The sequence below is a fragment of the Mucilaginibacter sp. dw_454 genome (genome assembly GCF_018449775.1).
Classification (GTDB): domain Bacteria; phylum Bacteroidota; class Bacteroidia; order Sphingobacteriales; family Sphingobacteriaceae; genus Mucilaginibacter.
Genome location: NZ_JAAVVB010000001.1, coordinates 196,827 through 221,037, shown reverse-complemented (window position 1 = coordinate 221,037; position 24,211 = coordinate 196,827). Strand labels below are relative to the sequence as shown.

24 protein-coding genes are annotated in these 24,211 nt (G+C 50.7%); 6 read left to right on the top strand and 18 right to left on the bottom strand.

What is annotated here, in order from left to right:
- Nucleotides 1-7: 7 nt before the first annotated feature.
- From HB679_RS01030 to HB679_RS00995, 8 genes are all read right to left on the bottom strand, one after another.
- Nucleotides 8-325: a DUF6686 family protein gene (locus HB679_RS01030; RefSeq protein WP_214070082.1), complete on the bottom strand. Its 318-nt coding sequence runs from the start codon at nt 323-325 to the stop codon at nt 8-10.
- Between the two features lie 63 nt (nt 326-388).
- Nucleotides 389-553 carry a hypothetical protein gene (locus tag HB679_RS01025; protein WP_214070081.1) on the bottom strand — a complete coding sequence of 55 codons (165 nt, stop codon included), beginning with the start codon at nt 551-553 and terminating at the stop codon, nt 389-391.
- Entirely contained in the window at nt 550-1,701 is a 1,152-nt protein-coding gene (locus HB679_RS01020; protein ID WP_214070080.1) for a PepSY-associated TM helix domain-containing protein, read from the bottom strand. The genes HB679_RS01025 and HB679_RS01020 overlap by 4 nt, the downstream gene beginning before the upstream one ends.
- Nucleotides 1,701-4,049 carry a TonB-dependent receptor gene (locus HB679_RS01015; RefSeq protein ID WP_214070079.1) on the bottom strand — a complete coding sequence of 783 codons (2,349 nt, stop codon included), beginning with the start codon at nt 4,047-4,049 and terminating at the stop codon, nt 1,701-1,703. Before HB679_RS01015 ends, HB679_RS01020 begins: the two co-directional genes overlap by 1 nt.
- Before the next feature lie 4 nt (nt 4,050-4,053).
- Entirely contained in the window at nt 4,054-6,516 is a 2,463-nt protein-coding gene (locus HB679_RS01010) for a TonB-dependent receptor (protein WP_214070078.1), read from the bottom strand.
- Between the two features lie 247 nt (nt 6,517-6,763).
- On the bottom strand, nt 6,764-7,684 hold the full coding sequence (locus HB679_RS01005; protein ID WP_214070077.1) for a DUF6607 family protein: 921 nt from the start codon (nt 7,682-7,684) through the stop codon (nt 6,764-6,766).
- A gap of 11 nt (nt 7,685-7,695) precedes the next feature.
- A complete protein-coding gene (locus HB679_RS01000) occupies nt 7,696-9,069 on the bottom strand; it encodes an HmuY family protein (RefSeq protein WP_214070076.1) in 1,374 nt (457 codons plus the stop codon).
- Nucleotides 9,070-9,099: 30 nt separating this feature from the next.
- Nucleotides 9,100-11,346, bottom strand: coding sequence for a TonB-dependent receptor (locus tag HB679_RS00995; protein ID WP_214070075.1), 2,247 nt, complete (start codon nt 11,344-11,346; stop codon nt 9,100-9,102).
- A 95-nt stretch (nt 11,347-11,441) separates the two neighbouring features.
- On the opposite strand from HB679_RS00995, the gene HB679_RS00990 reads away from it, so the two are divergent.
- Nucleotides 11,442-12,407, top strand: a complete 966-nt coding sequence (locus HB679_RS00990; RefSeq protein WP_214070074.1) for an AraC family transcriptional regulator — start codon at nt 11,442-11,444, stop codon at nt 12,405-12,407.
- A 31-nt stretch (nt 12,408-12,438) separates the two neighbouring features.
- Here HB679_RS00990 and HB679_RS00985 read toward each other — a convergent pair whose 3' ends face one another.
- A complete protein-coding gene (locus tag HB679_RS00985; RefSeq protein WP_214070073.1) occupies nt 12,439-13,182 on the bottom strand; it encodes an SDR family oxidoreductase in 744 nt (247 codons plus the stop codon).
- 60 nt (nt 13,183-13,242) lie between these two features.
- Between HB679_RS00985 and HB679_RS00980 the strand changes: the two genes are divergently transcribed.
- Nucleotides 13,243-13,611 (top strand): helix-turn-helix domain-containing protein, encoded by a 369-nt coding sequence (locus HB679_RS00980; protein ID WP_214070072.1) that lies wholly within the window; start codon nt 13,243-13,245, stop codon nt 13,609-13,611.
- Here the strand turns inward: HB679_RS00980 and HB679_RS00975 are convergent.
- The 6 genes from HB679_RS00975 to HB679_RS00950 all read right to left on the bottom strand — a co-directional run bounded on the left by HB679_RS00975 (nt 13,598) and on the right by HB679_RS00950 (nt 17,001).
- Nucleotides 13,598-14,413: an AraC family transcriptional regulator gene (locus HB679_RS00975; protein WP_214070071.1), complete on the bottom strand. Its 816-nt coding sequence runs from the start codon at nt 14,411-14,413 to the stop codon at nt 13,598-13,600. The genes HB679_RS00980 and HB679_RS00975 overlap by 14 nt on opposite strands.
- 13 nt (nt 14,414-14,426) lie before the next feature.
- The gene (locus tag HB679_RS00970) at nt 14,427-15,392 is read right to left on the bottom strand and encodes an SDR family NAD(P)-dependent oxidoreductase (protein ID WP_255547509.1); all 966 of its coding nucleotides are present in this window, start codon (nt 15,390-15,392) and stop codon (nt 14,427-14,429) included.
- Between the two features lie 168 nt (nt 15,393-15,560).
- Complete coding sequence (locus HB679_RS00965; protein ID WP_214070069.1) at nt 15,561-15,803, bottom strand: hypothetical protein; 243 nt, start codon at nt 15,801-15,803, stop codon at nt 15,561-15,563.
- 42 nt (nt 15,804-15,845) lie between these two features.
- Nucleotides 15,846-16,130 (bottom strand): circadian clock KaiB family protein, encoded by a 285-nt coding sequence (locus HB679_RS00960; protein WP_214070068.1) that lies wholly within the window; start codon nt 16,128-16,130, stop codon nt 15,846-15,848.
- Between the two features lie 76 nt (nt 16,131-16,206).
- Nucleotides 16,207-16,497, bottom strand: a complete 291-nt coding sequence (locus HB679_RS00955) for a hypothetical protein (protein WP_214070067.1) — start codon at nt 16,495-16,497, stop codon at nt 16,207-16,209.
- Nucleotides 16,498-16,560: 63 nt separating this feature from the next.
- Nucleotides 16,561-17,001 (bottom strand): Hsp20/alpha crystallin family protein, encoded by a 441-nt coding sequence (locus tag HB679_RS00950; protein ID WP_214071228.1) that lies wholly within the window; start codon nt 16,999-17,001, stop codon nt 16,561-16,563.
- 351 nt (nt 17,002-17,352) lie between these two features.
- Here HB679_RS00950 and HB679_RS00945 point away from each other — a divergent pair, with 351 nt between their 5' ends.
- The 3 genes from HB679_RS00945 to HB679_RS00935 all read left to right on the top strand — a co-directional run bounded on the left by HB679_RS00945 (nt 17,353) and on the right by HB679_RS00935 (nt 21,431).
- Nucleotides 17,353-19,128 (top strand): ABC transporter ATP-binding protein, encoded by a 1,776-nt coding sequence (locus tag HB679_RS00945; RefSeq protein WP_214070066.1) that lies wholly within the window; start codon nt 17,353-17,355, stop codon nt 19,126-19,128.
- Between the two features lie 103 nt (nt 19,129-19,231).
- Nucleotides 19,232-20,497 (top strand): divalent metal cation transporter, encoded by a 1,266-nt coding sequence (locus HB679_RS00940; RefSeq protein ID WP_214070065.1) that lies wholly within the window; start codon nt 19,232-19,234, stop codon nt 20,495-20,497.
- A 76-nt stretch (nt 20,498-20,573) separates the two neighbouring features.
- Nucleotides 20,574-21,431: a universal stress protein gene (locus tag HB679_RS00935; protein ID WP_214070064.1), complete on the top strand. Its 858-nt coding sequence runs from the start codon at nt 20,574-20,576 to the stop codon at nt 21,429-21,431.
- Nucleotides 21,432-21,486: 55 nt separating this feature from the next.
- Here the strand turns inward: HB679_RS00935 and HB679_RS00930 are convergent, their stop codons facing one another.
- Nucleotides 21,487-22,086, bottom strand: coding sequence for an NAD(P)H-dependent oxidoreductase (locus tag HB679_RS00930; RefSeq protein WP_214070063.1), 600 nt, complete (start codon nt 22,084-22,086; stop codon nt 21,487-21,489).
- Nucleotides 22,087-22,197: 111 nt separating this feature from the next.
- On the opposite strand from HB679_RS00930, the gene HB679_RS00925 reads away from it, so the two are divergent.
- Entirely contained in the window at nt 22,198-22,584 is a 387-nt protein-coding gene (locus HB679_RS00925; protein WP_214070062.1) for a helix-turn-helix domain-containing protein, read from the top strand.
- 8 nt (nt 22,585-22,592) lie between these two features.
- Here HB679_RS00925 and HB679_RS00920 read toward each other — a convergent pair whose 3' ends face one another.
- Both HB679_RS00920 and HB679_RS00915 read right to left on the bottom strand, forming a co-directional pair.
- The gene (locus HB679_RS00920) at nt 22,593-22,931 is read right to left on the bottom strand and encodes a zinc ribbon domain-containing protein YjdM (protein ID WP_214070061.1); all 339 of its coding nucleotides are present in this window, start codon (nt 22,929-22,931) and stop codon (nt 22,593-22,595) included.
- Nucleotides 22,932-22,983: 52 nt separating this feature from the next.
- Nucleotides 22,984-24,159: a macrolide family glycosyltransferase gene (locus HB679_RS00915; RefSeq protein WP_214070060.1), complete on the bottom strand. Its 1,176-nt coding sequence runs from the start codon at nt 24,157-24,159 to the stop codon at nt 22,984-22,986.
- Nucleotides 24,160-24,211: the final 52 nt, after the last annotated feature.

Below are 24,211 nucleotides of genomic sequence, written 5' to 3'. Positions count from 1 at the left end.
GACAAAATTAACGAATCAGCTCATAAACCGATGACATATATTCCCCTTCTTCCATGGCCGCCTGGAAATTTGCCCATTCCTCCGTGCTAAAGGTCAGGCAGATATCACTGTTCGGGGTACGCAGGACAAAACGTTCTTCACCGCCGGGAAAGGGAAACAAGGCCTCCGCTGCGTCCAAGCCGGCCGTGAAATGCTTAAAACTCCGGAATTGCTGCGCTGAAAAATTCAATAATAAGTTATGCTGCCAGATACTGAGCGTTCTGCACTCCGGGCATTGGCTGATTACGGTCTGGCCCTTTTGGCTAAGGATGGTATGCTGGCACATAAGCGGCGAATTAGCGCCTGCCGCGCCCGCGCCGGTATAACACACGGTACGGGCGGCAGGACTTTAGGTTTTCTGAAAAAATGTCTTGCGGATAATAACAGCTAAAGGCAAGGTCAGGGCTGCCCAGGCCAGCCAATACCAGATGCCGGTGCCCAATAAAGCCGCCAGCAAACCAAACAAGGTGATGCATCCTAATAACAAGGGAATTGGCCATGTTTTTTTGTTCATGCTGTCGCCTCCGCTTCGATCCGTTTAAAATATTCCTCGTAGAACTTCCTGCGCACGATCCAAAGATAAACGCCGGAGATCAGCACCACGATCGCCACCAGGTCAAACAGCGCCCAAAGCAATTTGAGCGGGGTGCCGCCGTAATTGCCAAAGTGCAGCGGCCGCGATAGTTCCAACGCCCGCAGGTAGACCGGCATTTTGACCACGGCCGTCAGTTGGCCGCTTTTGGCATCTACCAGCACGGGACTGAAGAGTTGCGAGGTGAGCGGCGTATTGCCTTTGGCCCATAACAAATAATGAAAAGGGCTGCCAAAAGCATTACCGGGATAAACCAAACTGGTTACGGTCATCCCCGGCAATGCTTGCTGCGCGGTTTTTAAGGCGTTTTGCAGGGAACTCAATTGCTGCTGGTCTTTAACGGGCTGCCCGTGGTATTTATCCAGCATGGCTTTCACATCGGTGATCTGCCAAAGACCGAACAATGGGGTAGACAACTCGTTCATCACTCCGGTTGCACCGACGACCAATAACCAAATGGCGGTGGCGATACCCAGCAGGTTATGCAGGTCCAGCCATTTCAGGCGTTTGGCCCGGTCCGATCGCACCGTACCGAAATCCAGTTTTTTCATAAAAGGCCCATAGAGTACGATCCCCGAAAGAATGGAGATCACGAACAGCACGCCCATCAAACCCAGGAGCAACTCGCCGGGCAGGTCGAGAAAAAGGTCGGCATGCAGCGACAGCATGAACCCGATAAAGGTTTTCGGTTGCTGATCAAACGGCGGATTGTCTTTAAGTAATTTCCCGGTACGCTGATCGAATTGCAACGAATGCAGCAGTTTGTCGTCCGGCTTTAAGGTCGGTGCCATAAAGACCAATACCTGCGGCTCGTCATCGTCCACGAAAACAGAGCTCAGCAACTGCCCGGGATAACGCGCTTTAGCCTGTGCGATCATCAGGTCCAGGTTAGCCGCCGGCGTATCCTTGGGTAATTGCTCGTAATGTGTCGGGTTCAGCCAGCCGTCGATCTCGTCACCGAAGATGAGCGGCAAGCCCGTCAGGCAGAGCATGAGCAGGAAGAGCGTGCAGATCAGGCTCGTCCAACGGTGCCACCAGAACCATTTTTTGATACTTTTTAAGGTGCTCATTATCTAAATTTAAAAGCTACAGTTGCGCTGAACCTGCGCGGCATCATCTGGCTGACGTAGCTGCCAAAATATACTTCGTTGGTCAGGTTATCCATTTTCAGGCTCACCCGGTAAACCGGCTGGTCATAGGTAATTGCCGCGTTCAATACTTTGTATGATGGCAAATAGAATTCACCCTGTGAGCGGGATTGCTGAATATAGGCTTTACCGTTATAGTTACCGCCAATGCCCAGCCCAAAGCCTTTTAACGAGGAACTCAAAAAGTGGTAGCTTAACCAAAGGTTGGCCATATCCGCCGGGCCAGTCCATTGGTGCAGACCATCAGCATCGGGGTCGGTATTGATCGTATAAATATCATTATGGGCATAACCCGCAATCAGGTTAAAACCCGGAAAGGGATTGGCGATCACTTCAGCCTCGAAACCCTTGCTTAGTTGTCCGCCGTCCTGTACCTGGAAACCTGCCTGGCTTGGATCAAAACTGTTGTGGATCACATCACTTACTTTGATGTGGTAATAGCTGATGGTACTGTTCAGTTTGCCATCAAACAAATCCAGTTTGACACCACCTTCCCATTGATTGGCTTCGCTTGGTTTAAAGGAAGTAAAAGTGCCGTCCGGCTGGCGGGTCGGCCCGTTATTACTGAAACCGTTCATGTAGTTGCCAAACAACGAAACCTGTTTGGGAACGATCTGGTAAACCAGGCCCAGCTTAGGCGATAAAGCGGTCTGGTTAAATTTACCGGTGGTGGTATCGTTGTTAATATCATAGGTACCGCCGTTGGCAAAATGATCTATCCGCAGGCTGGCCATGATGTCAAGGTTATCGGTCAGGTTCAATACATCGGAGGCATAAACACTGTAAGTGCTCTGGCTGCTGCGGCTTTTGTCATAGGGCAGCAAGGCCAATGCCGCGTCCAATGCCGGCCTGGTCAGTTTATTGTATTCGGGGTCATTGCCTTTGATCGCTACTTTATCAAAACCGTACACCGTAGCAGATGAGCTATTCGTGACATTGGCAAAATAATCCAGCCCGATCACCACGCGGTTACGCATTTTGCCGATCTTGAAATCGCCGTTAAAATTTTGCTGTAATTCGGTATAGTTGTAATTGTAATGCTCATAACCCGGGTTACGCGAAACGCTGTCGCCTACCACGCTGTTATAGCTCCAGTAGCCTTCTACTTCGGAGTTGGTATGAGAAAATGCGGTGGTCGATTTCCAGTGATCCGATAATTTATAGTTTACCTGGCCATAAACGCTCACTGAAGGATCGGTTTCATACAGGTCATTGCTACTGTAGGATTTCAGCCAGTTGAGACCCAGGGATTGCGGCGTAGTTTGCGTGAATGAGGCCGACGGGAACATACGGTTAAAATCATTTGACTTCTGGTTATAGATCTCCGCGTCGAGTGAAATGGATAAACGGTCGTTCACTTTATACAATAAAGACGGCGCTATAAATAAACGTTTAGTGAAGCCGGCATCCTGGTAGCTGCCCTCGTCATCATAGGCCACATTGGTACGCAGGTACAAACCCTTTTCGGTGTTTAACGGTGTGTTAAAATCAGCGGTTATCCGGCTCAGGCCAAATCCGCCCACCGTGTAGGAAGCTTCACCGCCAAAGGTTTCATAGGGCTGTTTGGTCACCCGGTTCAGCAAACCGCCAAATGAAGTAAGGCTGCTGCCGAATAAAGTGGCTGACGGGCCTTTCAACACCTCGATACGTTCGATATTGGCGACCTCGATACTGTTCTCTTTGGAATCCTGTAAGCCGTTCCGCAGATAACTGCTGGTAAAAAAGCCACGCAGGTTAAAAGAATTGGAACCGTTTACCAAAGCCTGGCTGACGCCGGTAACGTTCTTCAGTACATCATTATAGCTGACAATGACCTGATCCTGCAAAAGCTCTTTCGGTACAACATTATAGACCTGAGGATTCTCCAGGTTCAGGAGCGGCATACGGGCCACGCTTTCGGTTTCCTTTTTGGCGAATTTATTGTAACCGGAAGTAACGCTGACTTCTTTCAGCGCGCGGCTATCTTCGGCCAGGGTCAGTTCCAGCATTGCTGTTTCGCCGGCTTTGACTTCCACCTGCTGATTTTGGGCGACATAGCCAACCAGTTTAGCCGTTAGGGTATAGGTTCCCGGCGTGATCTTATTGATCTGGTAAAAGCCGTTGTCATTTGTGCTGGTGCCTTTTGTCGTCCCGCTCAGGGTAACGCTGACCATCGCGGCGGGCAGGCCATCGGCAGTTTTTATCGTTCCTTTAATAGAACCGGTTTGTGCCAAAACAGCTAATGAAAAGAATAAGGATAAAAAAGTAAGGTAACTATATTTAAGGATCATGATTTTAAAATTTATAGGCGATGCTGGCGGTATAGTTCACTGGTAGCTGCGGGTTAACCGACCAGTAGCCGATATAATACTTTTTGTCCGTCAAATTGTTCCCATTCAGAGTGATCCGCACATGCCCTGAATTATAAAATACGCTGGCGTTGACTACGGCATAGCCCGGCAGGTCGAAATTCCCGGTCACGTAGTTATCAATGACGTGGTACACGCCGGCATAATTACCGCCCAGGCCAAAACCAAAATCTTTCAGGCTGCCATGCTGAAACTTATAGGTCAGCCAGAGATTGGCCAGGTCCTGCGGACCCTGGCCTCCCGGTGCGCGGCCTGGTGTGGTGTAGAAGTCACCTGCCGTGCCTACGATATTGTAAACATGGTTATGGCTGTAACCGGCGATCAGGTTCAGGCCGGTAACCGGGTTAGCGTCCAGGCTCAATTCGAAGCCTTTGCTTCTTACGGCGCCACGCTGATCATAATCGTTGATATTATCAGTCAGCGGCGTAACGCGGTTCGCCAGTTTGATATTGTAATAAGACGCCGTTAACGACAGCTTATCCGAGAACAGATCGGTCTTCACGCCGAACTCATACTGGTCGGCATGCTCCGGTTTAAAGGATTTGATCTTCGGATTGTTGCCGCTCGCATCGGTCACTTCCATGGGCGCTACGTTGGTAAAGGCGTTCATATAGTTCGCGAACAGGGAAAGCTGATCCGGGATCGGCTGGTAAACGATACCGAATTTGGGCGACAGGGCGAACTGGTGAAAATCATCCGAAGGGTCGCCATGCTCGCCTTTAGAATTGAAATAGTCGCCGCGCAGGCTCAGCATCGCCGAAAAGTTAGGAGTAAAGTTGATTACATCCGACACATAGACCGCCGCCGTACTGTAGCTGCTGTTGCTATGGCTGGCACCAGAATGGGCCAGTAAGCTGTCCACCGAGTTCTGCGTGGCATACACCGGGTGTAAAGGATCTACCTGTTCGATCCCGCCCTGCGGGGTCACATAGCGCATGGCCGCGTAGCCGGTACCGTTATCAATGATATTGCTGTTAAAATAATCCAGGCCGACCAATACGCGGTTGCGCACGCTGCCGATTTTAAAGTCACCGTTAAAGTTTTGCTGGATATCAAAAGTATTGGTGGTATAATCTTCCTTATGGATATCCTGCTCGAACAGGTTTTCATCATATGTCAACGGATTACCCGAAGCATCATAGGTCAGTGGCTTGTTCCCGAAGATATAGCCGTAATAGCCTTTAGCTTGCGAACTGCTGCGGGACAGCACGGTCTGCGAGTTCCAGCCGGGAGATATTTTATAGTTCATCTGCGCCTGCATATTAAAGCGCGGGTTTTTGATCGGCAGGTCATTGCTGGTGAAGGACTGGAAATTATCTAAACCTAATGATGCGATACTTTTATAAAACAAGGGCCGGCTGCGGTCCGAATTAAAGAATACCGGGGCTACCGCGCGTTCTTCCTGCATGGCTTCCACCAGCACATCAAAAGAAAGCTTATCATTCACCTGGTAGGTCAGCGCAGGCGCAAAAAAGAAAGTCTTTTTATAACCGGCATCCTGGAAACTGTTCTGGGTGCCATAAGCGGTATTGATGCGCAGGGCGATCTTTTCGGTGGTGCTCAGCGGGGTATTATAGTCGGCTGAAACCCGGTTCATACCAAAGCTGCCCATATTGTAGGTGATCTCGCCGCCGGTGGTAAAGTAGGGCTTCTTGGTCACCACATTGATGATACCGCCGTATTGGTACACCGCGCCGCCGAATAAGGTTCCCGACGGGCCTTTCAGCACATCGATCTGCTCGATATCGGCCGGGTCCAGATCGCCGTTGGTAAAGCTGGGCAGCCCGTTGACCAAAGAAGGCTGCGCTTCAAATCCCCGCAGGGCAAAATAGGCCGTACCATCACCGCTGCGGCCGGTCGATTCCCAGGTGCGGGCGATACCCGGCACATTCTTTAGCGCATCGTCAAAATTCACGATCCCCTGCTGTTTGATCAGGTCGGCGGACACCGAATTATAAACCTGCGGATTCTCCAGGTTCTTCAGTGGCATCTTGGCCACCTGCTGATTCACTTTGTTACTATTGCGGGAGGAAATGACCACTTCATTTAACTGTGCGGCATTTTCTTTCAGGACAAAGTCAATCGCTCTTTTGTCACCTGATCCAAATTCAACATTTTGTTGCTGCTTTTCCAGCCCGATCAGCGAAGCGACCAATACAAAGCTGCCGGGTTTGATATTTCGGAGTTGATAATGGCCGTTTTGGTCGGTGGTGGTGCCTTTTGAGGTACCCTGGATGGCCACGCTTACCGCTTCGGCCGGGCTGCCATCGGATGTTTTGACGGTACCGCTGATACTGCCGTTTTGGGCAGAGGCAACCATCGAGATGGTCATTAACGTAATAAAGGTGATAAAGAGCGTAAATCTTTTACTACATAGTAAAGAATTCATAGTTTTGAAGGAATAATTAATGGGTTGAACAATCTGTTGATTCGCCCGGTGTGAAGTTTGGAGACAGATCACCGGGTTTTTTTGTGGCGTATCGGCTGGTTACATAGGCATCGGCATTTTAATTATTGAGCAAAGTAAATAGTTATTTAGAATAAATCCAAATAAAAACAATGACGATCATGTTGTAAAGAATGAATTGCAAAGCCCCGCCGGGTCAGACAGGGCTTTGTAATTGGTATAATTTATTTTAGGTCAGGTAACTGTCGATCACCTTGCGGACAGCGGCTTTGGTCCGGGCGGCATCCCACTTTTCCTTGACTGCCTGATCGGACTGGGCAAATAAAGTTTCATAGAGTAATTTACCATCGACTTTACTTTTTAAGCTGATGTCGGGGTGTGCAGCATAAGCCTCGTCCCAAACCTGGCGCACGGTGGTCCAGTAGCCGCGCTGTTGCTGCCACCAGCCTTCGGCGAATTTGAATTTGCTTTCATCGGCGCGGGTAAATTCCTCGTAGCCTTTTTCGCGGGCCAAGAGCTGGTCGCCTTTATCAGAGCGGACGATCTTTTGGTTGTCCTGCTCAAACATCCAGCCGTTAGTGGTCAGGTAAATGCGGTTACCGCGACGCAGGATATTATAATCGCTGCGTTTGGTAAATTCGCGGCGCGGCAGCGGCGAATCCGTTTCACTGTGCCATTCATGCCGGCCGTCGACATGCACCCAGGTCCCTATGCTTTCATAGCGCGGACCATCATCCACCTGGAACACCTTTTGTACCCAGCGACCCTTGACTTCGGCTACCGTTAGATTGGTTTTTTTCCAAGTATTGTCCTTTTCGAATGTTAGCAACTGCGGTTCTTCATATACCCAGTCCTCGCGCCAGTGTTTGATGACCGAACTGTCACCGGTCACCAGCAGGTGCTGGATCACGATCTTTTTAGGTGATTCTTCTTCTACCACCGCCCATTCATAGCCCGAGGCATGATAAGCCGGGTGGAATTTATAAGCCGTGTCCGGCGCGAAGGTTTCGGTATAGTCAAAGTTGACTTTATAAAAGCCACCCAGGGCTTTGATCGCCTGGCGGTCTTGTTCCAGTTTGGATTGTGCCGTTGCGGGCAGGGCCAGCACAGCCAGGCCAAGCCATAGGTAAAATTGTTGTTTTCTTTTCATGATTTTTTGAATTAAGCGCCTTTTTTAACTAAAGCGTACTGAATTTTCGGATAGCCGCGGGTACCGCCATCCTGGGTAATAAAGCTGATAAATTTGAGTTTGTAGATATTGCCGGCGGCATCTTTGATGATATAAAAACGATCTGTTTTTACACCGATGGTGCCGGTAGTCGCCCGCCAGTTGGAGCTGATGGTGTTACGGCCGGGCAACAAAGTAATGGCGGTTAAGTTAGCTTCGGCGAAGGCATCATAAGTTACACTGCTGGTCAGCACTTCGGCGGTCTGCACATTGCCCAGGTAGTTGGAAAACACCAGGTCTGAGAATGCGTAAGGTGTCGTGCCGGTGTAGTAAATACTGTAGGTCCACTCGATATCCCAATGGTCCTTGGCGGGTTCCACATTAACCGCGGCGCCTGTATCAAAGGAAATAAAGTTGAAGTTATAGGCCGGGTTCTTGGTGATCGTTACCGTTTTAAACGTAGTTTCATTCAGCCTGGCATATTGCAAGGTGTAGGCGCCGGCAGTGGTGCGCAGAACGCGGATCTTGATCAGATCGGCCGCTGCCGCGGTGGTACCCGAACCACCGGCACGATTGATTACATAAACTTTATTGCTGGCATCCGTTGCTGAAATTTGCGGGATAGCGGTTTTGGTCAGGTCGCCGTTCACATCATCATAGATAGTAAAGGTGCCTTTACCAAAGCCCAGTTCCAGGTCGGCCAGATTGATGTCACTGGCAGAGACGGTATTGATATCGGTTTTATTGACCGCCACGACCGAGGCTGCGGCGGAATTGTTCAGGATCACACGAAAGTCGTCACCGTTATAGAATCCCAGGTCCCAGCTGGAACGCAGCACCGAGGTTTGGCTATTGGCACTCAGGTCGACAAAAACCGAGTTCACCGCGGCGGCACCGCCGTCGCCACCGTTCAGGGTCAGGGACGAGCCGGTAGAGGTGATCGCGGCAAAGCTTAATTTCAGCGCATTGGTCGTACCCAGTACAATAGAGCTGCCAGCCGATTTCAACGTAAGGTTCAGGTATTCATTACCGTTCAGAAATACGCCGGCAGCTTTATTGACCTTAAAAGATGCAGAAGTGCCCCCGGCAGGTATGGTTAAAGTGATCGTGCCGTTGGTTGCTGCCGGATCGGTTGTAAATTCGGTGCCGTAGGTAACGCCGCTGGTGGCCAGGCTAATGCTAACCGGGATGGCGACGTTTGTAGCGCGGCTCAGGTTAAGCGTGACGGTTGCCGAGGTGGATGCGGCATCAAAGCCCTGTGCCGAGGCCGAGAAATTCAGTGTATTATCCGGTAAAGGAGGGTCGCTTTTTTTACAAGCCCCTAAGCTTAGCACAGTTCCCAATACGAGGTAAAGTAGTTTTTTCATTTGATGGATTTTTTTATGATTTGGATTTGATTAATATTTGCGGAATTGAAAGCTCAGGCCCAGGAAATAAGACCGGCCATAACCAAGCGGTACCGGCCCTCCGGTGCTGTGCGCACCTCCGACATTGAGCGAGGTGTTGTTGACATTGGTGACGTTAAAAAGGTTCCTGACGCCGCAGGAAAAGGTCAGCTGGCGGAATTGTTTGTTCAGGCTCAGGTCGGCCAGGCTGTAAGCCGAGCGTTTGGCCAGGTGGATGACACCGGCATTATTCGGGTCCAGCTCATAGACCGGCAAGGTGCCGTTATATTTATAGAACAGGCTCACATCGCCTTTTAACTTTTTGAGATGGTACATTATCGTACTGCTGACCTCGGGATACCAGCTATAACGGACATCCGCTACCGGGGCATCATCCAAGGGACTGTAAAGGCCGGTATAGGCGAAGCCGATACGTGCTTCCAGCTCTTTATAGGTGAAGGTGTTATCCAGGTTCGCGCCGGCAGTTTTGGCTTTATCAATATTGATATAGGTCAGGTTCTGATTCCCGGTGGAGAGATAACCGTTGGTGATGAGGTTATCAAATGCATTAAAGAACCCGCTGAGCGATGACCGCCATTTTACCGGGCCAATGCCGGTTGGTTGAAAACTCAGGGAACTGGTAAAACTGTTGGAATACTCCGCTTTGAGGTTGGGATTGCCGTCAATATTGTGGCTGGCGTCGTGAAAATCAAAATAAAGTTCGCTCAGCGATGGCGCCCGGAAACCACGGGCGTAGCCCAGGCGCAGGTCAACTGTTTTAGTAAGGCTGATCTTTGCATTGAAAGATGGAATGGCCGGCGGCGCGTCATAAACCGAATTTTTATTGAAGCGGACACCAGGCCTCAGGCTCAGAAAAGTGGTTGGTTTCCATTCGCCGGAAATGAAGAAGGCGTAGTCATTGACCGTGGGTGACCCCAGCATCCGGGCACCGCTGCTGCCGGTCAGGTTGACCTCCACACCCGGCTGCAGCAACAGTTGGCCGGCGGCGCGGTATTGCGCCGTTGTCTTAAAAAACTTGGTATCAAAAATCGATTCGTCTTGTTCGCCTGTACCAGTCGTCAGCCGGCGGTCGCCGGTGAGCGTATTGAGCGTTGTTGTCTGTGTCCGGCGGCTGTAATCGGTGTAGGAAGCTGCACTATTGAAACTTAAACGGTCGGATGCCGTCCAGTCTCCCTGCAATTGATGCATCCAGCGATAGGTGATATAATGGGCATCGGTTTCGATAGCGGTATTGGGGTTAGGCGTACCATCGCTGCGCAGGATATCATTTTCCCCATCGAGTCGATACCAAATGTGCAGCTTGTTGGTCCGGTAGCCCAATACCGCATTGCCCAGGTACTGGTCTTTGGGCAGCCAGCCCTGTACTGCACCGTCAAAGAAGTTCCGGGTGAAATTGCCGCCCAGTTGCCAGCTCCCGTGCCCCCAGTTCAGGCCCAGGTTCTCCAGGTGGTTACCGCTGCCTTTAAAGCCCTTGTAATTCTTGCCGGCAGTTTCTTCCAGCACTTTTCCGCTGATGTCCAATCGGTCCCCTGAAGGTTTCTTGGTGATCAGGTTGATCACGCCGCCCAGGGCGTCGCTGCCGTAGCTGACCGACATCGGACCGTCCACGATCTCTATATGGTCAATATTGTTGATATCGATCTGGTTCAGGCTTTCACGCGTTTCCAGCCGGTCCAGCAAGGGAACGCCGTCGATCAGGATCTTCACCCGCTGGCCGGCTACGCCATTCATCACCACATTAGCCGTGCCCAAGGTCATGTCATTACTGAAACGAAAGCCTAATTGCTGCTGCAATACATCCTCCACCTTGGTCGGGTTCTGCAATCGGATTTGCTCATTGGTGATCGTCCGTACCATATAAACTGAATTTTTGAGCGACTGCGCGGCATATTGCCCGGTAACCACTACATCTTTGAGCTGGAAGGAACTGAGTTCAATGATTATATCAGGCAGTTGGATCGTTTTGCCGGCAGTTATGTTAATGCTTTGCTTTTGGGTTAGTATGTCCAGGGCAGTCAGCCGCATTTGGTAAGTCCCGGCTTTAGCTTTTAAAAGAAATGAACCACGCTCATCTGTCGCCGCCCCGTAAGTCGTATTGACTAAAAAGACGCTAACACCAACAGCGGGCTGGCCATCTTTGGTGAGCACTTTACCCTGCAGGGTGCCCATATTTTGTGCCGGGAGCGTCGATACCGTAATTAACAGCAGAAATATAGCCAGCGTAAATTGTTTTATCATTATTTAGACTAATTAAAAATAATGTCGCAAATTTGCGGTAGATTTAAACGTCAGCCTAACGCTGACCGGATTGATTTCAACGCTGAACGGATTTTATGCACATCACCTTTACCTCCCTGCCGGACCATCTATCTTACCTCGATCTCTCCTATCCCAAAGAGTTCGGCAGCGCCGCCGGACTGCAAAAACGGGAATCGACGGTCAATGCCGGGGGTGGCCAGATCCGGCTCAAGGAAGTGTGGTTTGAGGGGGCCTGTCTGCTGAGCACGGATTTTAAAATGAACGGCCCCTGCCAGATGAAACTGCAGTGCGACAGCTTTTGCTGGTTAATGAGCTTTGTACTTTCAGGAGAGATCAGCACTTCCTTCGGGCCGGAGCGGGAAAAGATCCAGATGAAGAAAAAGGAATATCAGATGCTGTACAGCGATGCGCTAGTAGCAGAACTCCTGGTTGCGAAACCTTCGACGGCGTTTACCATCTGCCTGACGCGGCGTTTTGTGCGGAAATTATTAGGCAAGGACCTCCTCCCCGACCGGTTTGAAGGCGGCGGGGAGGAAAACCTGACCCTGCTGACCATGAACGAGCCAACGGGTAGCCGACTGGGTATCCTGGTTAAAGAAATGATGCAGGCCGGGCAGCCGGAGTATATCCGCCGGATCTTCCTGGAAAGTAAAATATTGGAAATGCTGTCGCTGCAATTGGAAAGGATTGAAAACAAACAGGCGGCCGTAACCAGTTTCAGCCAGGCAGATATTGATAAACTCCACGAGGCGCGGGATATCGTTGAAGCCAATATACAGACCCCCTGCTCGCTGATCGAACTGGCCCGGAAAACCGGTCTCAATGATTTCAAACTCAAAAAAGGTTTCAAGTCATTGTTTAATCAGACCGTATTCGGTTACCTCGCTCAGGTGCGGATGGACCGGGCTTACCTATTATTACAACAGGGCAGGACAGTGAATGAGGTTTCGGAAGCCGTGGGTTATAAAAACCCGCATCATTTCTCAGCAGCGTTCAAAAAAAGATTTGACCTGCTCCCCCGCCAGATCGGCCGGGAATAATGGACCTGCTTTTTTCTTTTTTTGATTACATTTAAGCCAGCGACATCCCGCCATCCATGACCACCTCAGCGCCGGTAATAAAACTGGCTGCGTCACCGCAAAAATAAGCGACCATTTTGGCGACATCTTCCGCCGTCCCGATCTTTTTCAAAGGGATACGTTCGATCAACCAATCATCCAGGCCTTTGCGGGCCGCCTCATCGAGCCCAAGTTTATTCAGGATCTCCGTATGGGTGGGTCCCGGGCTTACCGCGTTCACCCGGATACGGCGCTGCGCGAGCTCCACCGCGGCGATGCGCATAACGGAATTGAGCGCGGCTTTCCCGGATGAATAAATGGAGGAATGCGCGCCGTTCATGCTGGCCGTATTGGAGGAAAGGAAGACCACCGAAGCCCCGTCGTTTAATAAAGGGATAAATTTGCTGAGGGTAAAATAAGCGCCCCTGAAATTGATATTAAAAATGTTGTCAAAAAGTACTTCGGTAGCTTCCGCAATGGGCGCGGTACCGACGATGCCGGCATTGATAAACAAAATATCGATCCGGCCGAATTGTGCGCTGACTTTATTCACTAATTCCGTGGTTTGTGAGATACTGGACTGATCGGCTACCAAGCCGGTTACGCCAAGTTCAGCGGCCGCTTTGTCCAGCGCATCCTGACGGCGGCCGGTGATGATGACTATAGCACCACGTGCTTTTAATTCTTTGGCGGTGGCATAGCCTATCCCGCTGTTGCCGCCGGTGATCACGGCGATTTTACCTGTTAAATTTTCCATGCTGCAAAAATACCGGGTAAATGGTATAACTTTGTTACCAGTATCACAGAGTATACCAACATGACCAAACAGGAAAAGGCGGCGGCGATCCTATCGAACCCCCGCAATCAACAGGAAGAAGTACAAGCCTTGCAGGACACGATCTACGTCCTGGGCGGTAAGTGGAAGCTGCCGATCATCAATTCCCTTTGTAACGGCAACAAACGTTTCCGGGATATCGAACGCAGCATTCCCGGCATTACCACGCGAATGCTTTCGCGCGAGCTCAAGGAAATGGAGGCCAATCAATTGCTGAAGCGTACGGTAACGCCCGATACGCCGGTGCTGGTGGAATACACCGTTACCGAATATTGCCGGAGCTTTGGCGATATTATCCTGGAAATGATCAAATGGGGCAAGCAGCACCGCGAAAAGATCAGGGGCATTTAGACAGCAATTGATGGGGTGACAGGCCGTATTTCTTCTTGAAGATAAAGGAGAAATGGGACAGGTCCTCGAAACCTACCTCCAGGTAAACCTCGGTCGGTTTTTTCTTCTTTTCGGTCAAATGATAATAAGCGAGTTCCAGTCTTTTATCCGTCAGCCATTTCTGCGGGGTTGTATGGAACAGTTTTCTGAAATCCCGGTTGAACGTGGACAAACTGCGGCCGGTGAGGTAGCCTAATTTTTCCAGCGGCCTGTTGAACATAAAATTGCGCTGCATAAAACTGACAAGGTCAATTTTACCCGGTGCGTCAAAGTTGGCCAGTACGCTGTCTACGCCCGGATCGATCAGCCGCAAAATACGGATCGCTTCGGTGATCTTTAAATCGGCCAGTTCTTCGGGGAAAGCTCCTTCCACATCGAAATACGGTATGAGCGAAGCCAGGCAACTCGCTAAAAGCGGATGGTTACGGAAGCTGTATATTTTCTGTTCAGGCAGCAGGTGCTTCCCGATGTCGATCTTTTCATAGAATTTCTTCAGCCTTTCGGCCGATAAATGCATGACCACGGTTTTATGCGGCAAACCATCTTTGGGATAATTGATGATCGTCGCCAGTTCATTCCTGGGAATCAGGAAAATATCACCCGTTTTAAAATTGAACGTCGACTCTGCCTGTATGATCCTGGTTTCGCCTGAAATGAACCAAACCAGCATATGATCATCAAACAGCAGGTCGGACTTGAACAGTTTGTCCTCGTAGCTGGAAAGTTTGATGTCCCTGGTTAAGTATTTGGATAGGTGTTCCATTGGGTTAAAGTTATTAAATAACCGGGAAAAGGATACCGGTCATTTCCTCTGTCAAGTCCCAAAGCCTTTTGGCGTTGTTTTCATCCAGGGCATAGGGTCGTACGCCGCTGGTAGCGGAGTCCTGGTCTAATTCAGCGATATCGCCGTCCTCGCAGTAAACGCCTCCGACGTTGTTGAGTAATGGGCTGGCCGCGCACCATACGGTCGTAGCGGCACCCTGCGGGACGGTTTTCAGGCCCGCCAGCACTTCCGGGCGGATGTTACCCTGCTCATCAAAGAAACCCATCTGTTTGAAGAGTTCGATATCTGCGTTCCGGGCCAGTTCGGTACCGGCGATAGAACCCGGGTGCAGGGAGTAAGCCCGGACATTAAAGGCTTTGGCACGGATATCCAGTTCCAGCGCGAACAGGTTGCTGGCTGTTTTTGACTGCCCGTAAGCCTGCAAGGTATTATAATCCCGATGGGTAAAGTTGGTATCCTCAAAATTGAAAGGTGCGAAATGATGCCCCTGCGAAGAAACATTGACCACGCGTGCACCGTTGGCTTCTTTAAGCGCGGGCCACAGCCTGGCCACCAACTGAAACTGTCCCAAATAGTTGGTGACTAATTGTGATTCGAACCCGCGGCTATCCCTTTGCAAGGGCACCCACATGATACCGGCATTGTTGATGAGCAAGTGCAGCGGCCTGCCTGAAGCCAGGAATTTTTCGGCAAAGGCATCGATCGTGTCCGGCTGAAAGAGATCCATGGCCTCCATTTCTACGTTTGGGATACCTTCCAGGTTTTTCCTTGCTTTTTCCAGATCCCTGGCCGGAACGATCACTGTTGCGCCTGCCGCGGCCAGCACTTTGGTGGTCTCCAGACCGATACCGGCGTTCCCACCGGTAACGATCGCGATCTTCCCGGCCAGGTCAATACCTTTAATAACTTCGCTTGCGGTCGAGGCCGCGTTAAAACCGGAGCCCAGGGGATGTTGCAACGCGCCTTGATAATTGTTCTTTTCCATTTTGATTTTTGTTAAATGTTATAGGACAAAAGTAGGCGGATGCGGGTGCGGGGATTTTGTTGAGCCTGTCAATTTACTTTGCTGAGCGTGTCAAGCATAACCTAAACGCAGGTTAGATTAAGCCGGCCCGGTCATTCAGGATCAATGCAAATTAAACCGGATATGTGCCAGGTAAGGCACCAGCTGGCTGGTCGTATCAAATGCTTTTAACCGGAGTATCTTATTGGTATGGGCATCATAAAATACCTCGCCATAGAAGGTTCCCAAACTATACAAGCGCACGACCAGGCCATTCTCTTCCCGGTCGGCCAGGAAAGTTCCGTTCCAGATGGCTTCCGCCTGGTCATGTTCATTAAGTGCATTAAATTTCTCCAGCGACAGCATAACCAAATTTAAAAAATATAGCCCACAATTACGGTGTGTATTTTATTCAGCGGGTACAATGTTCAGGCCCACCAGCACCCTGGCCTTATCCGAAAGGTCGCCGACCAGCACGCGCAGCGGCGCCGGTAGTTTTTTGATGAGGGTCGGCACCGCGATGATCTGTTCGCCTTCCGCCAGGTGCGGATGCTCCAGCAGATCGACGATCTCGACTGTGTACTCGTCAGCCAATTCTTCTTCACAGATCTTTTTCAGGTTGGTCATCGCCCTTTCGGCTTTTTGCGTTTTACCGGCGATATAAAGGCATAGTTTGTATTTCTCTTTCTTCATGCTCATGGATTAAAAGTCAAACAAAGTACAAGCCAATACCGGCACAAAAATTATTCCACAACAGCGTCCGCTGCTTTTACATTTCCTCCAGGTTTTTTAAGCGGAAAATCTCCCGCGCGATCAATTTACAATTAGCGCCCAGCTCTTCGAGCGTGCAGCAAAGGCTATTGATCTTCACCGGCAGTTCATTTACCGTTTCCACCAGGTCGATATGCAATGGGCAACCCTCATGTATTTGTTTATCCCCCTTTAATTGCCGGAATAATTCATAAGCGGCGTCCCGGTCATCACCAAAGAAATACTGCCCGTAATCGACGAAGCCTCCCGGCGTTTTCAGACTCAGCAAAATATAAAACTGTGTTTCCATAGCGATTAAATTAAAGAGCCCCTGCAAGCAGGGGCCCTTTGGAATTAAAATACGATTCAACACTTATTTGATCTCGATCTGCCTGCGCGCCGCTTTGGCTTCTTCGCGTTTGGCGATGTCAATGCGCAATACGCCATCGGTATAAGTCGCATCGATCTGGCTGTCATCGGCGCTTTCAGGCAAAGTGAATGAGCGCACAAAAGAACTATAGCTGTATTCGCGTTTGCTGTAGCTCTTTTGATTATCCTCGTGTTCGGAGGATCGCTCTACCGAAATGGTCAGGTTGTTGCGTTCCAGGCTGAGTTTGAAATCCTCCTTCTTCAAACCGGGCGCTGCCAGCTCCACCTGGTAATTATGCTCCGTCTCGCTGATGTTCACGGCGGGCACACGGGCCACCATGCGGTCGTTAAAAAAAGTGTCGTTAAAAACAGCGTCGAAAACGTCACTAAAGCCTGGCAATAAGGAGCTGTTTCTTTTTTCCGGATTAAATTTAACCAATGTCATCATTTTTTCTTTTAAAGGATAAAACCATTAATTCATTAAACTTAAAGAACGATTGTTCGCAGCAAATACTACAAGGGACATGCCAACGCGGATATGCTGGTTTTAACTGCAAAATTTTCAGCGGGCCACTGCAATTTTTACATCGTGGCTGTCAGATTTTCAGCACTCTGTTACGATTAAGGTGTTCGTGGAAAAAAATGTAGGAAGATGGAAACCATAAAACCTTTTTTACGCGCAAAGGTTGTATCATCATTCCAACCGATTGTTCGTCAAACTTTCGATAAATAGCCGGTCCGCCCATACGGCCGGCTATTTTTATGAACAATCCGCCCTGAAAATTGCTTAAATAACATGAAGTTACTTTGGCAATATCTAAAACCGTACCGCGGGCTGATCGGCTTAGCCTTGTTCCTGGCAGCGGCGGCGCAGCTGCTGGCGCTGATCGACCCGGTGATCTTCGGGCATATCATTGACCAGTATGCGACCAACAAGCAGCATTTGGGGCAACCCGCGCTGATCAGCGGTATTTTGTACTGGCTGCTGATCGCCCTTGGCCTGGCGCTGTTTTCTAAATTATTTAAATCGGCACAGGACTATGTGACGCGGAAGACCGTGGCGAAATTTGGTATGCAGGTCTTTAACGACGGCCTGAAACAAACCCTCCGGCTGTCGTTCCAGGAGTACGAGGAAAACCGCAGCGGTACGACGCTTTCGGTATTGCAAAAGGTAAAGACGGATGCGGAGCGGTTCATCAATGCTTTTGTCACCGTCCTGTTCTCCTCGCTGGTGGGCGTCGCTTTCCTGCTGTATTACAGCCTGAGCAAGAACTGGCTGCTGGTACCGGTATTCTTTGTAGGTATCATTATACTGGGTTCGCTGACCGGCCTGCTGTCCAAACGCATCAAAACGATCCAGCGTTCCATCAACCGGCAGACCGATGCCCAGGCAGGTATCATCACCGAAAGCCTGCGCAATATCGAACTGGTCAAAAGCCTGGGCCTGACCTTTGCCGAGATCCGGCGGCTGAACGCGCAGACCAAAACCATCTTCGACCTGGAGCTGTATAAAGCGCGTAAAGTGGCTTTCCTATCTTTCCTGCAGGGCAATATGCTTAACCTGCTGAAACAATCCATCCTGTTTATTTTGTTGTGGCTGATCTTCCGCAAGGTGCTGAGCACCGGCGAACTGATCGCCATGCAGTTCATTTCGACCGCTATTTTTACGCCTTTGCAGGACCTGGGCAATCTCATTTTGCTCTACCGCGAAGCGGATGCCTCGTTCAAGAGCTTTGATGTGCTGATGCACAAACCCATCGAGCGCCGGCCGGAGGAGCCGGTGGAGATCGGTGAGCTGGAAGAACTGCGTTTTGAAAACGTCATCTTCCGGCACCGGACCGCCAATTATAATGCCATCGATGATATTTCTTTTGATATCCGCCTGGGACGCACCATCGCCTTTGTCGGTCCTTCCGGTTCGGGTAAATCCACGCTGGTCAAGCTGCTGGTCGGCCTGTATATTCCTGTTACCGGGAATATCTGTTTTAACGGCGTTAGCTCAGCTGCTATCCGTTATAACCCGCTGCGCCGGCAGATCGGTTTTGTAACCCAGGACACGCAGCTGTATGCCGGCACTATCCGTGACAATTTATTACTGGTGCAGCCAACGGCTACGGATGAAGAACTGATGGAAGCGCTGCGCAAAGCCTCAGCAGTTAAGCTCATCGCCAAAGCAGGCAATGGATTAAACACCATGCTGGGCGAGAACGGTATGAAGCTTTCCGGCGGCGAGAAGCAGCGCATCTCGATCGCCCGGGCCTTACTGCGGCGGCCCCGGCTGCTGATCTTTGACGAGGCCACCTCGGCGCTCGACTCGCTGACCGAAGAAGAGATCACGCAGACCATACGCGATGTATCATTCAGCCGCGACCAGATGACGATCCTGATCGCGCACCGGCTGTCGACGATCATGCATGCCGATACGATTTATGTGCTGGAAAAAGGCCGGATAGCCGAATCAGGAAGCCATGAGGAACTCCTTTCCAATAAAGGTTTGTACTATGCCTTATGGCGCCAGCAGATTGGCGAGCGGCGTCCCGAACCGCAGGTAACGGCGAGTAAAGGAGAGTGATACATTTGCAGGCTATTTTATCGCAGCATTTAATGCAAATTAAAATATACATTTACGGAGCAGGATAAGGATAAATACTCCTTTATCCGATTAATCAGCGGATATGAAAAGCAAAGGGCCATTTAAAAAAGTATTGTCAGCGTTAAAAGTGCTGGGGCCAGGCCTGGTCACCGGCTCCAGCGATGACGATCCTTCAGGAATCGCCACCTACTCGCAGGTCGGCGCGCAGTTCGGTCTGACTACCCTTTGGACCGCACTCCTTACCTTTCCGCTGATGGCGGCCATCCAGGAAATGTGCGCGCGTATCGGCCTGGTCACCAGCAAGGGCCTGACCACCACCCTGAAAGACCACTATCCTAAATGGATCCTTTGGGTCATGATCCTTTTTTCTTTTCCGGCGGTGATCCTGAATATCGGCGCCGATATTGCCGGTATGGGGGCGGCGGCTAACCTGATCATTCCGGTTGTACCCGCTTTTGCTTTTAGTATCGTGTTCACCATCATGATCCTGCTGGCCATTATCTTTTATTCTTACCAGAAGCTGGCCGGGATCCTGAAATGGTTCTGCATTACGCTGCTGATCTACCTCATCGTTCCTTTTTTTACCACGGTAAACTGGCTGCAGGTACTCCGATCGACCTTTATCCCGCATATTCAGTTCAATAAAGATTATATCAGCGCCCTGGTGGCCATCCTGGGCACGACCATTTCCCCTTATCTTTTTTTCTGGCAGGCGACCATGGAAGCCGAAGACGTGAGTAAAGGCGGGGCTACGATCATGGTCGATAAGCGTATGCTGAGCACCATGCGCAAGGATGTCGATGTGGGCATGCTGTTCTCCAACCTGGTCATGTTTTTTATCATCCTGACCTGCGGCAGCGTGCTTTACCCGCACGGGATCCGCAAGATCGATACCGTTGAACAGGCGGCGACGGCCTTGAAGCCGATCGCGGGCAACCTGGCTTATGCCTTATTTGCGATCGGCATCATCGGCACCGGCTTTTTAGCCATTCCGGTATTAAGCGGCTCGCTGTCCTATATGGCGGCGGAAAGCTTTAACTGGAAAGCTGGGCTGGATCAGAAGTTCTACCAGGCCAAGCCCTTTTACGGGGTGATCATTGTTTCGCTGGTCGTGGGCGTGCTGCTCAATTTTATTGGTATCACCCCGATACAGGGACTGATCTATTCGGCGATCCTGTACGGGCTGACGGCACCGGTGATCATCCTGGTCGTGCTGCATATCAGCAACAATAAAGAGATCATGGGCAGGAACGTGAACGGCCGCTGGTCCAATATCTTCGGGTGGCTGACCTTTGTGCTGATGACCGCCGCGGCATTCGCCATGCTTTATTTTCAATTCAAGGGCTGATATGTATGGCTCAGGTGACGAAGATCATTTAACGCGGCTTAGGAAAGCGATATCTTTACAAAACAACATACCCCACATGAAAAACTTACTGATCGCTACCGATTTTTCCCCTAATGCCACCCATGCGGCGAAATATGGTTATCACCTGGCCCGGCAAATGCATACCGGCGTATTCCTCTGCCATGCCATGACCATTCCGGCGGAGATGCCCCAGGCGGGTTTTGTAAGCTTGACCGATACCGAACTCGACGGACTGATGCAGGACAGCCGGGCAGCCTTGCTGGAATTACAGCAGGAACTGGCGCACCAGGGCGGGGGCGCAGGCTTTCAGCCGAAAGTCACGCAGGTGATGAGCGCCGGCACGGTCACCGCAGTGATCCAGGCCCAGCTCCTGAAGCATCCGGCGGAGCTGGTCATTTTGGGTACCCATGCGGACAGTGCCCTGGGTACTTTTTTGCTGGGTGACCATGGTCTTCAACTGCGGGAGTGCCTGGACCAGCCCATCCTGCTGGTGCCGCCATCGGCAAAAACGGCCGCGGTAAAACGGATCGCTTTTGCGAGTGACTTCAGCGCGCCCGACCAGGATATCAAGGCGATCAGCAGCCTGATCGTCATCGCCGAAAAAACGGGCGCAGCGCTGCTGCTGACGCATATCTATAACGATCAAAACCATTCGGCTGATTTCCTGCAATGGACCAAACACTTATTGCTGGAGCTGATCGAACGCAGTGATTACGACCAGATCGATTATATGGTGGTCGAGGACCGCGAGGTCGAACGCGGGCTGGAAGTGCTGATCAGGCGCGAAAAGATCGACCTGCTGGCCATGGTGCATCATGAGCATGCTTTCATTTACGAACTGCTGCATAAAAGCCACAGCCAGGAAATGTCCGGACAGACTCCGGTTCCCTTGCTGATCTTCAAAGCCGGTTAATGGGTACAGCTGTCCGGTACCAAGGCGGATCGTGTTGAACGACCCGCCTTGCCTTTTATAAAGAAATGCTCTCGATCCCTTTTTGTAAAGCTGCTTCCGCCTGGCCCGGATAGGCCGAGCCCTCCACCCGGAAAACGGTCAGGTCCGTGATCCCCAGGAAATTTAACAGGGTTTTTAAATACGTGGAGACGAAGTCGTAGGACTGGTAGGGCCCGCTGGAAAAAACGGCACCGGAGGCCATGGCGATATAAGCCACCTTGTTTTTGATCAGTCCCTCGGCACCGGCCTCGCTGTATTTGAAGGTAACGCCAGCGCGCGCGATATGGTCTACCCAGGCTTTCAATACCGAGGGTATCCCGAAGTTCCAGGTCGGCGCACCGATAACGATCACGTCTGCCGCCTGGATGGCCGCAATTGCGGCGTCTGAATTTTTCAGCGCCTGCTTATTTTCGGGGCTTTGATCTTCCGCAGGTGTATAAAAGGCCGCCAGTGTAGCCTCTTCCAAATGCGGGAAAGGATGTTCGGTCAGGTCATTGACGACCACGGTACTGCCGGGGTTCGCTGCCTGGATCCTGGCTACGATGGCGTTGCCCAGCTTAATACTGAAAGAGTTTTCGCCCTTGGGGCTGGAGATGATATGCAATATCTTTTTCATGGTGTAACGTTTAATTGTACACCGGCAAACCTAAACACCCTGACTTTCAAAAAGATATTACTATCCCAAAGGATACCGGTATCCTTTGGGATACTCTTTACCTTTGCGCTTATGGAAACAGCTATCAAAGAAATTTCGGAAAATCACCCCTGCGCTGAAAACGCCTGTGCCGCGGGCGTAGCCGGGATACGGGACGCCTTGTATGTACTGAACGGTAAATGGAAGCTGCCGCTGATCTTCGCGCTGACCGAAGGGCCAAAACGTTTTAAGGATATCCAGCGCTCGCTGGGGGAGATCACGCCTAAGATCCTATCTAAGGAATTGAAGGAACTGGAGCTCAATGAATTCGTGGTACGCACCGTTTATTCCACCACACCGGTTACGGTCATTTATGAATTAACGCCCTACAGCAAGTCATTAAAGCCGGTCTTAAACGAACTTAAAGATTGGGGTATCCAGCACCGCCAGCGTATCGTCGCCAGCAGAAAAAGTATTTGATCCCGCTATCAGGCTTTTTTTACGAATTCTGATTTGAGCGCCATCGCGCCGAAGCCATCGATCTTGCAGTCGATATTGTGATCGCTGTCCACCAAACGGATATTTTTGACCTTGGTGCCGGCTTTGATCGTTTGAGAGCTGCCTTTTACGGGAAGATTTTTGATCGTGATGACCGTATCGCCATTCTGTAGGATATTGCCATTGCTATCTTTTACGACAAAGCCTTCCTCACTTGCGGATTCTTCTGCCAGCTTCCATTCATGCCCGCATTCCGGGCAAACCAATAAGCTTTCCAATGCATAGGTATAGGGGGATTGGCAGATGGGACAAGGTGCAAGTTCAGTCATGGTTATTCAATTGATGGAAAGCGCAAAGATAACAATTGTTTGTCTTCCGGGCTTAGGCTATATCATGCTCCGTTTTGAAGCTAAAGATCTCGTCCACAGCCTTTGGATAGCCCCCGGCCGATTTGAAGGAATCATTGATCTTCCGGATAGCGGCCCGGTAAGCGGGATCACGGAGCACCTGCTGCACAGCATTGTTCAGGCTTCCGGGCGTTAGTTGTTTCCAGTCCAGGCTGATCGTTGCACCCAATTCCGCGGCGCGGGCTGCCAATAAGGGCTGATCGGCTCCAAGCGGCAAACTCACAAAAGGGATTTCCTTACTGATGAGGTCGCTCATACTGTTCATGCCTGCATGCGTGACCGCCACATCCGTATAGTTCAGCAGGGCATTCTGCGGCACATAATCCCGCACGATAAAATTCTTCGGGAACTGCTTGCCGCTAAGATTGACCCCATGCGCGGCCATGACGACGATACCGTCCCAGTCCGCAAATGCCTCCGCAAACAGGTCATACAGTTTCGTATCAAAAACACCGAAAACCGTCCCCAGCGAGATATACAGCACCCGCTTATTTTCCAGCCGCTCAAAAGGAAAGTCTAAATCCTCTTGCCGTTCAAAGACCGGCGGCCCGACGAAGCGGCAGGTCTCGTCCAGGTAGGCCGAGGGCGGGGCAAAATAGCGCGAGGTATAGACCAGTTTTAACACACTGGGATAGAGCATCATTTCCATGGGGGTGGCCGGCATGGTAATCCCATAAGTCGTCTTTAACTGATTGGCCACCAGCTCATAATTTACTTTGACCTCATCCGGCAGTTTAAAACCGGCCATGTCCTTAAAGCGGTCCAGCCCGGCGAAAACGGCCAGTGAAGACACCGATGGGATGCCTAAGAGCTGGACCATCGCGCCGGTAAAAGGAAAGGCGGCGGAATGGATGAGGTAATCGAATTTCATCCCGGCGGTTTGCGCCAGGATATCCGCGATCACCGAGGGTGCTTTAGCCGTTACGCTCAGCAATCCGCCACCTTGTCCGGGTTTGCCGCCGGCTTTAAAAATATCCAGGTCTTCGCTGTAAGCGAAAAACACGGCACCAGCCGCTTCGATCTTTGCCCGGAAAGTTTCCCCGGCAAAATAACTCACTTGCTCACCGCGCCGTGTCAGTTCGTCCACCAACCCTAAAGTTGGATTTACATGCCCATGCGAGGGCATCCCTAAAAATAATACATTCGACATAGGAGTATAGACGAATGAGCGCGGAAAATACTTTAAACTAGTTAAAAAAAAC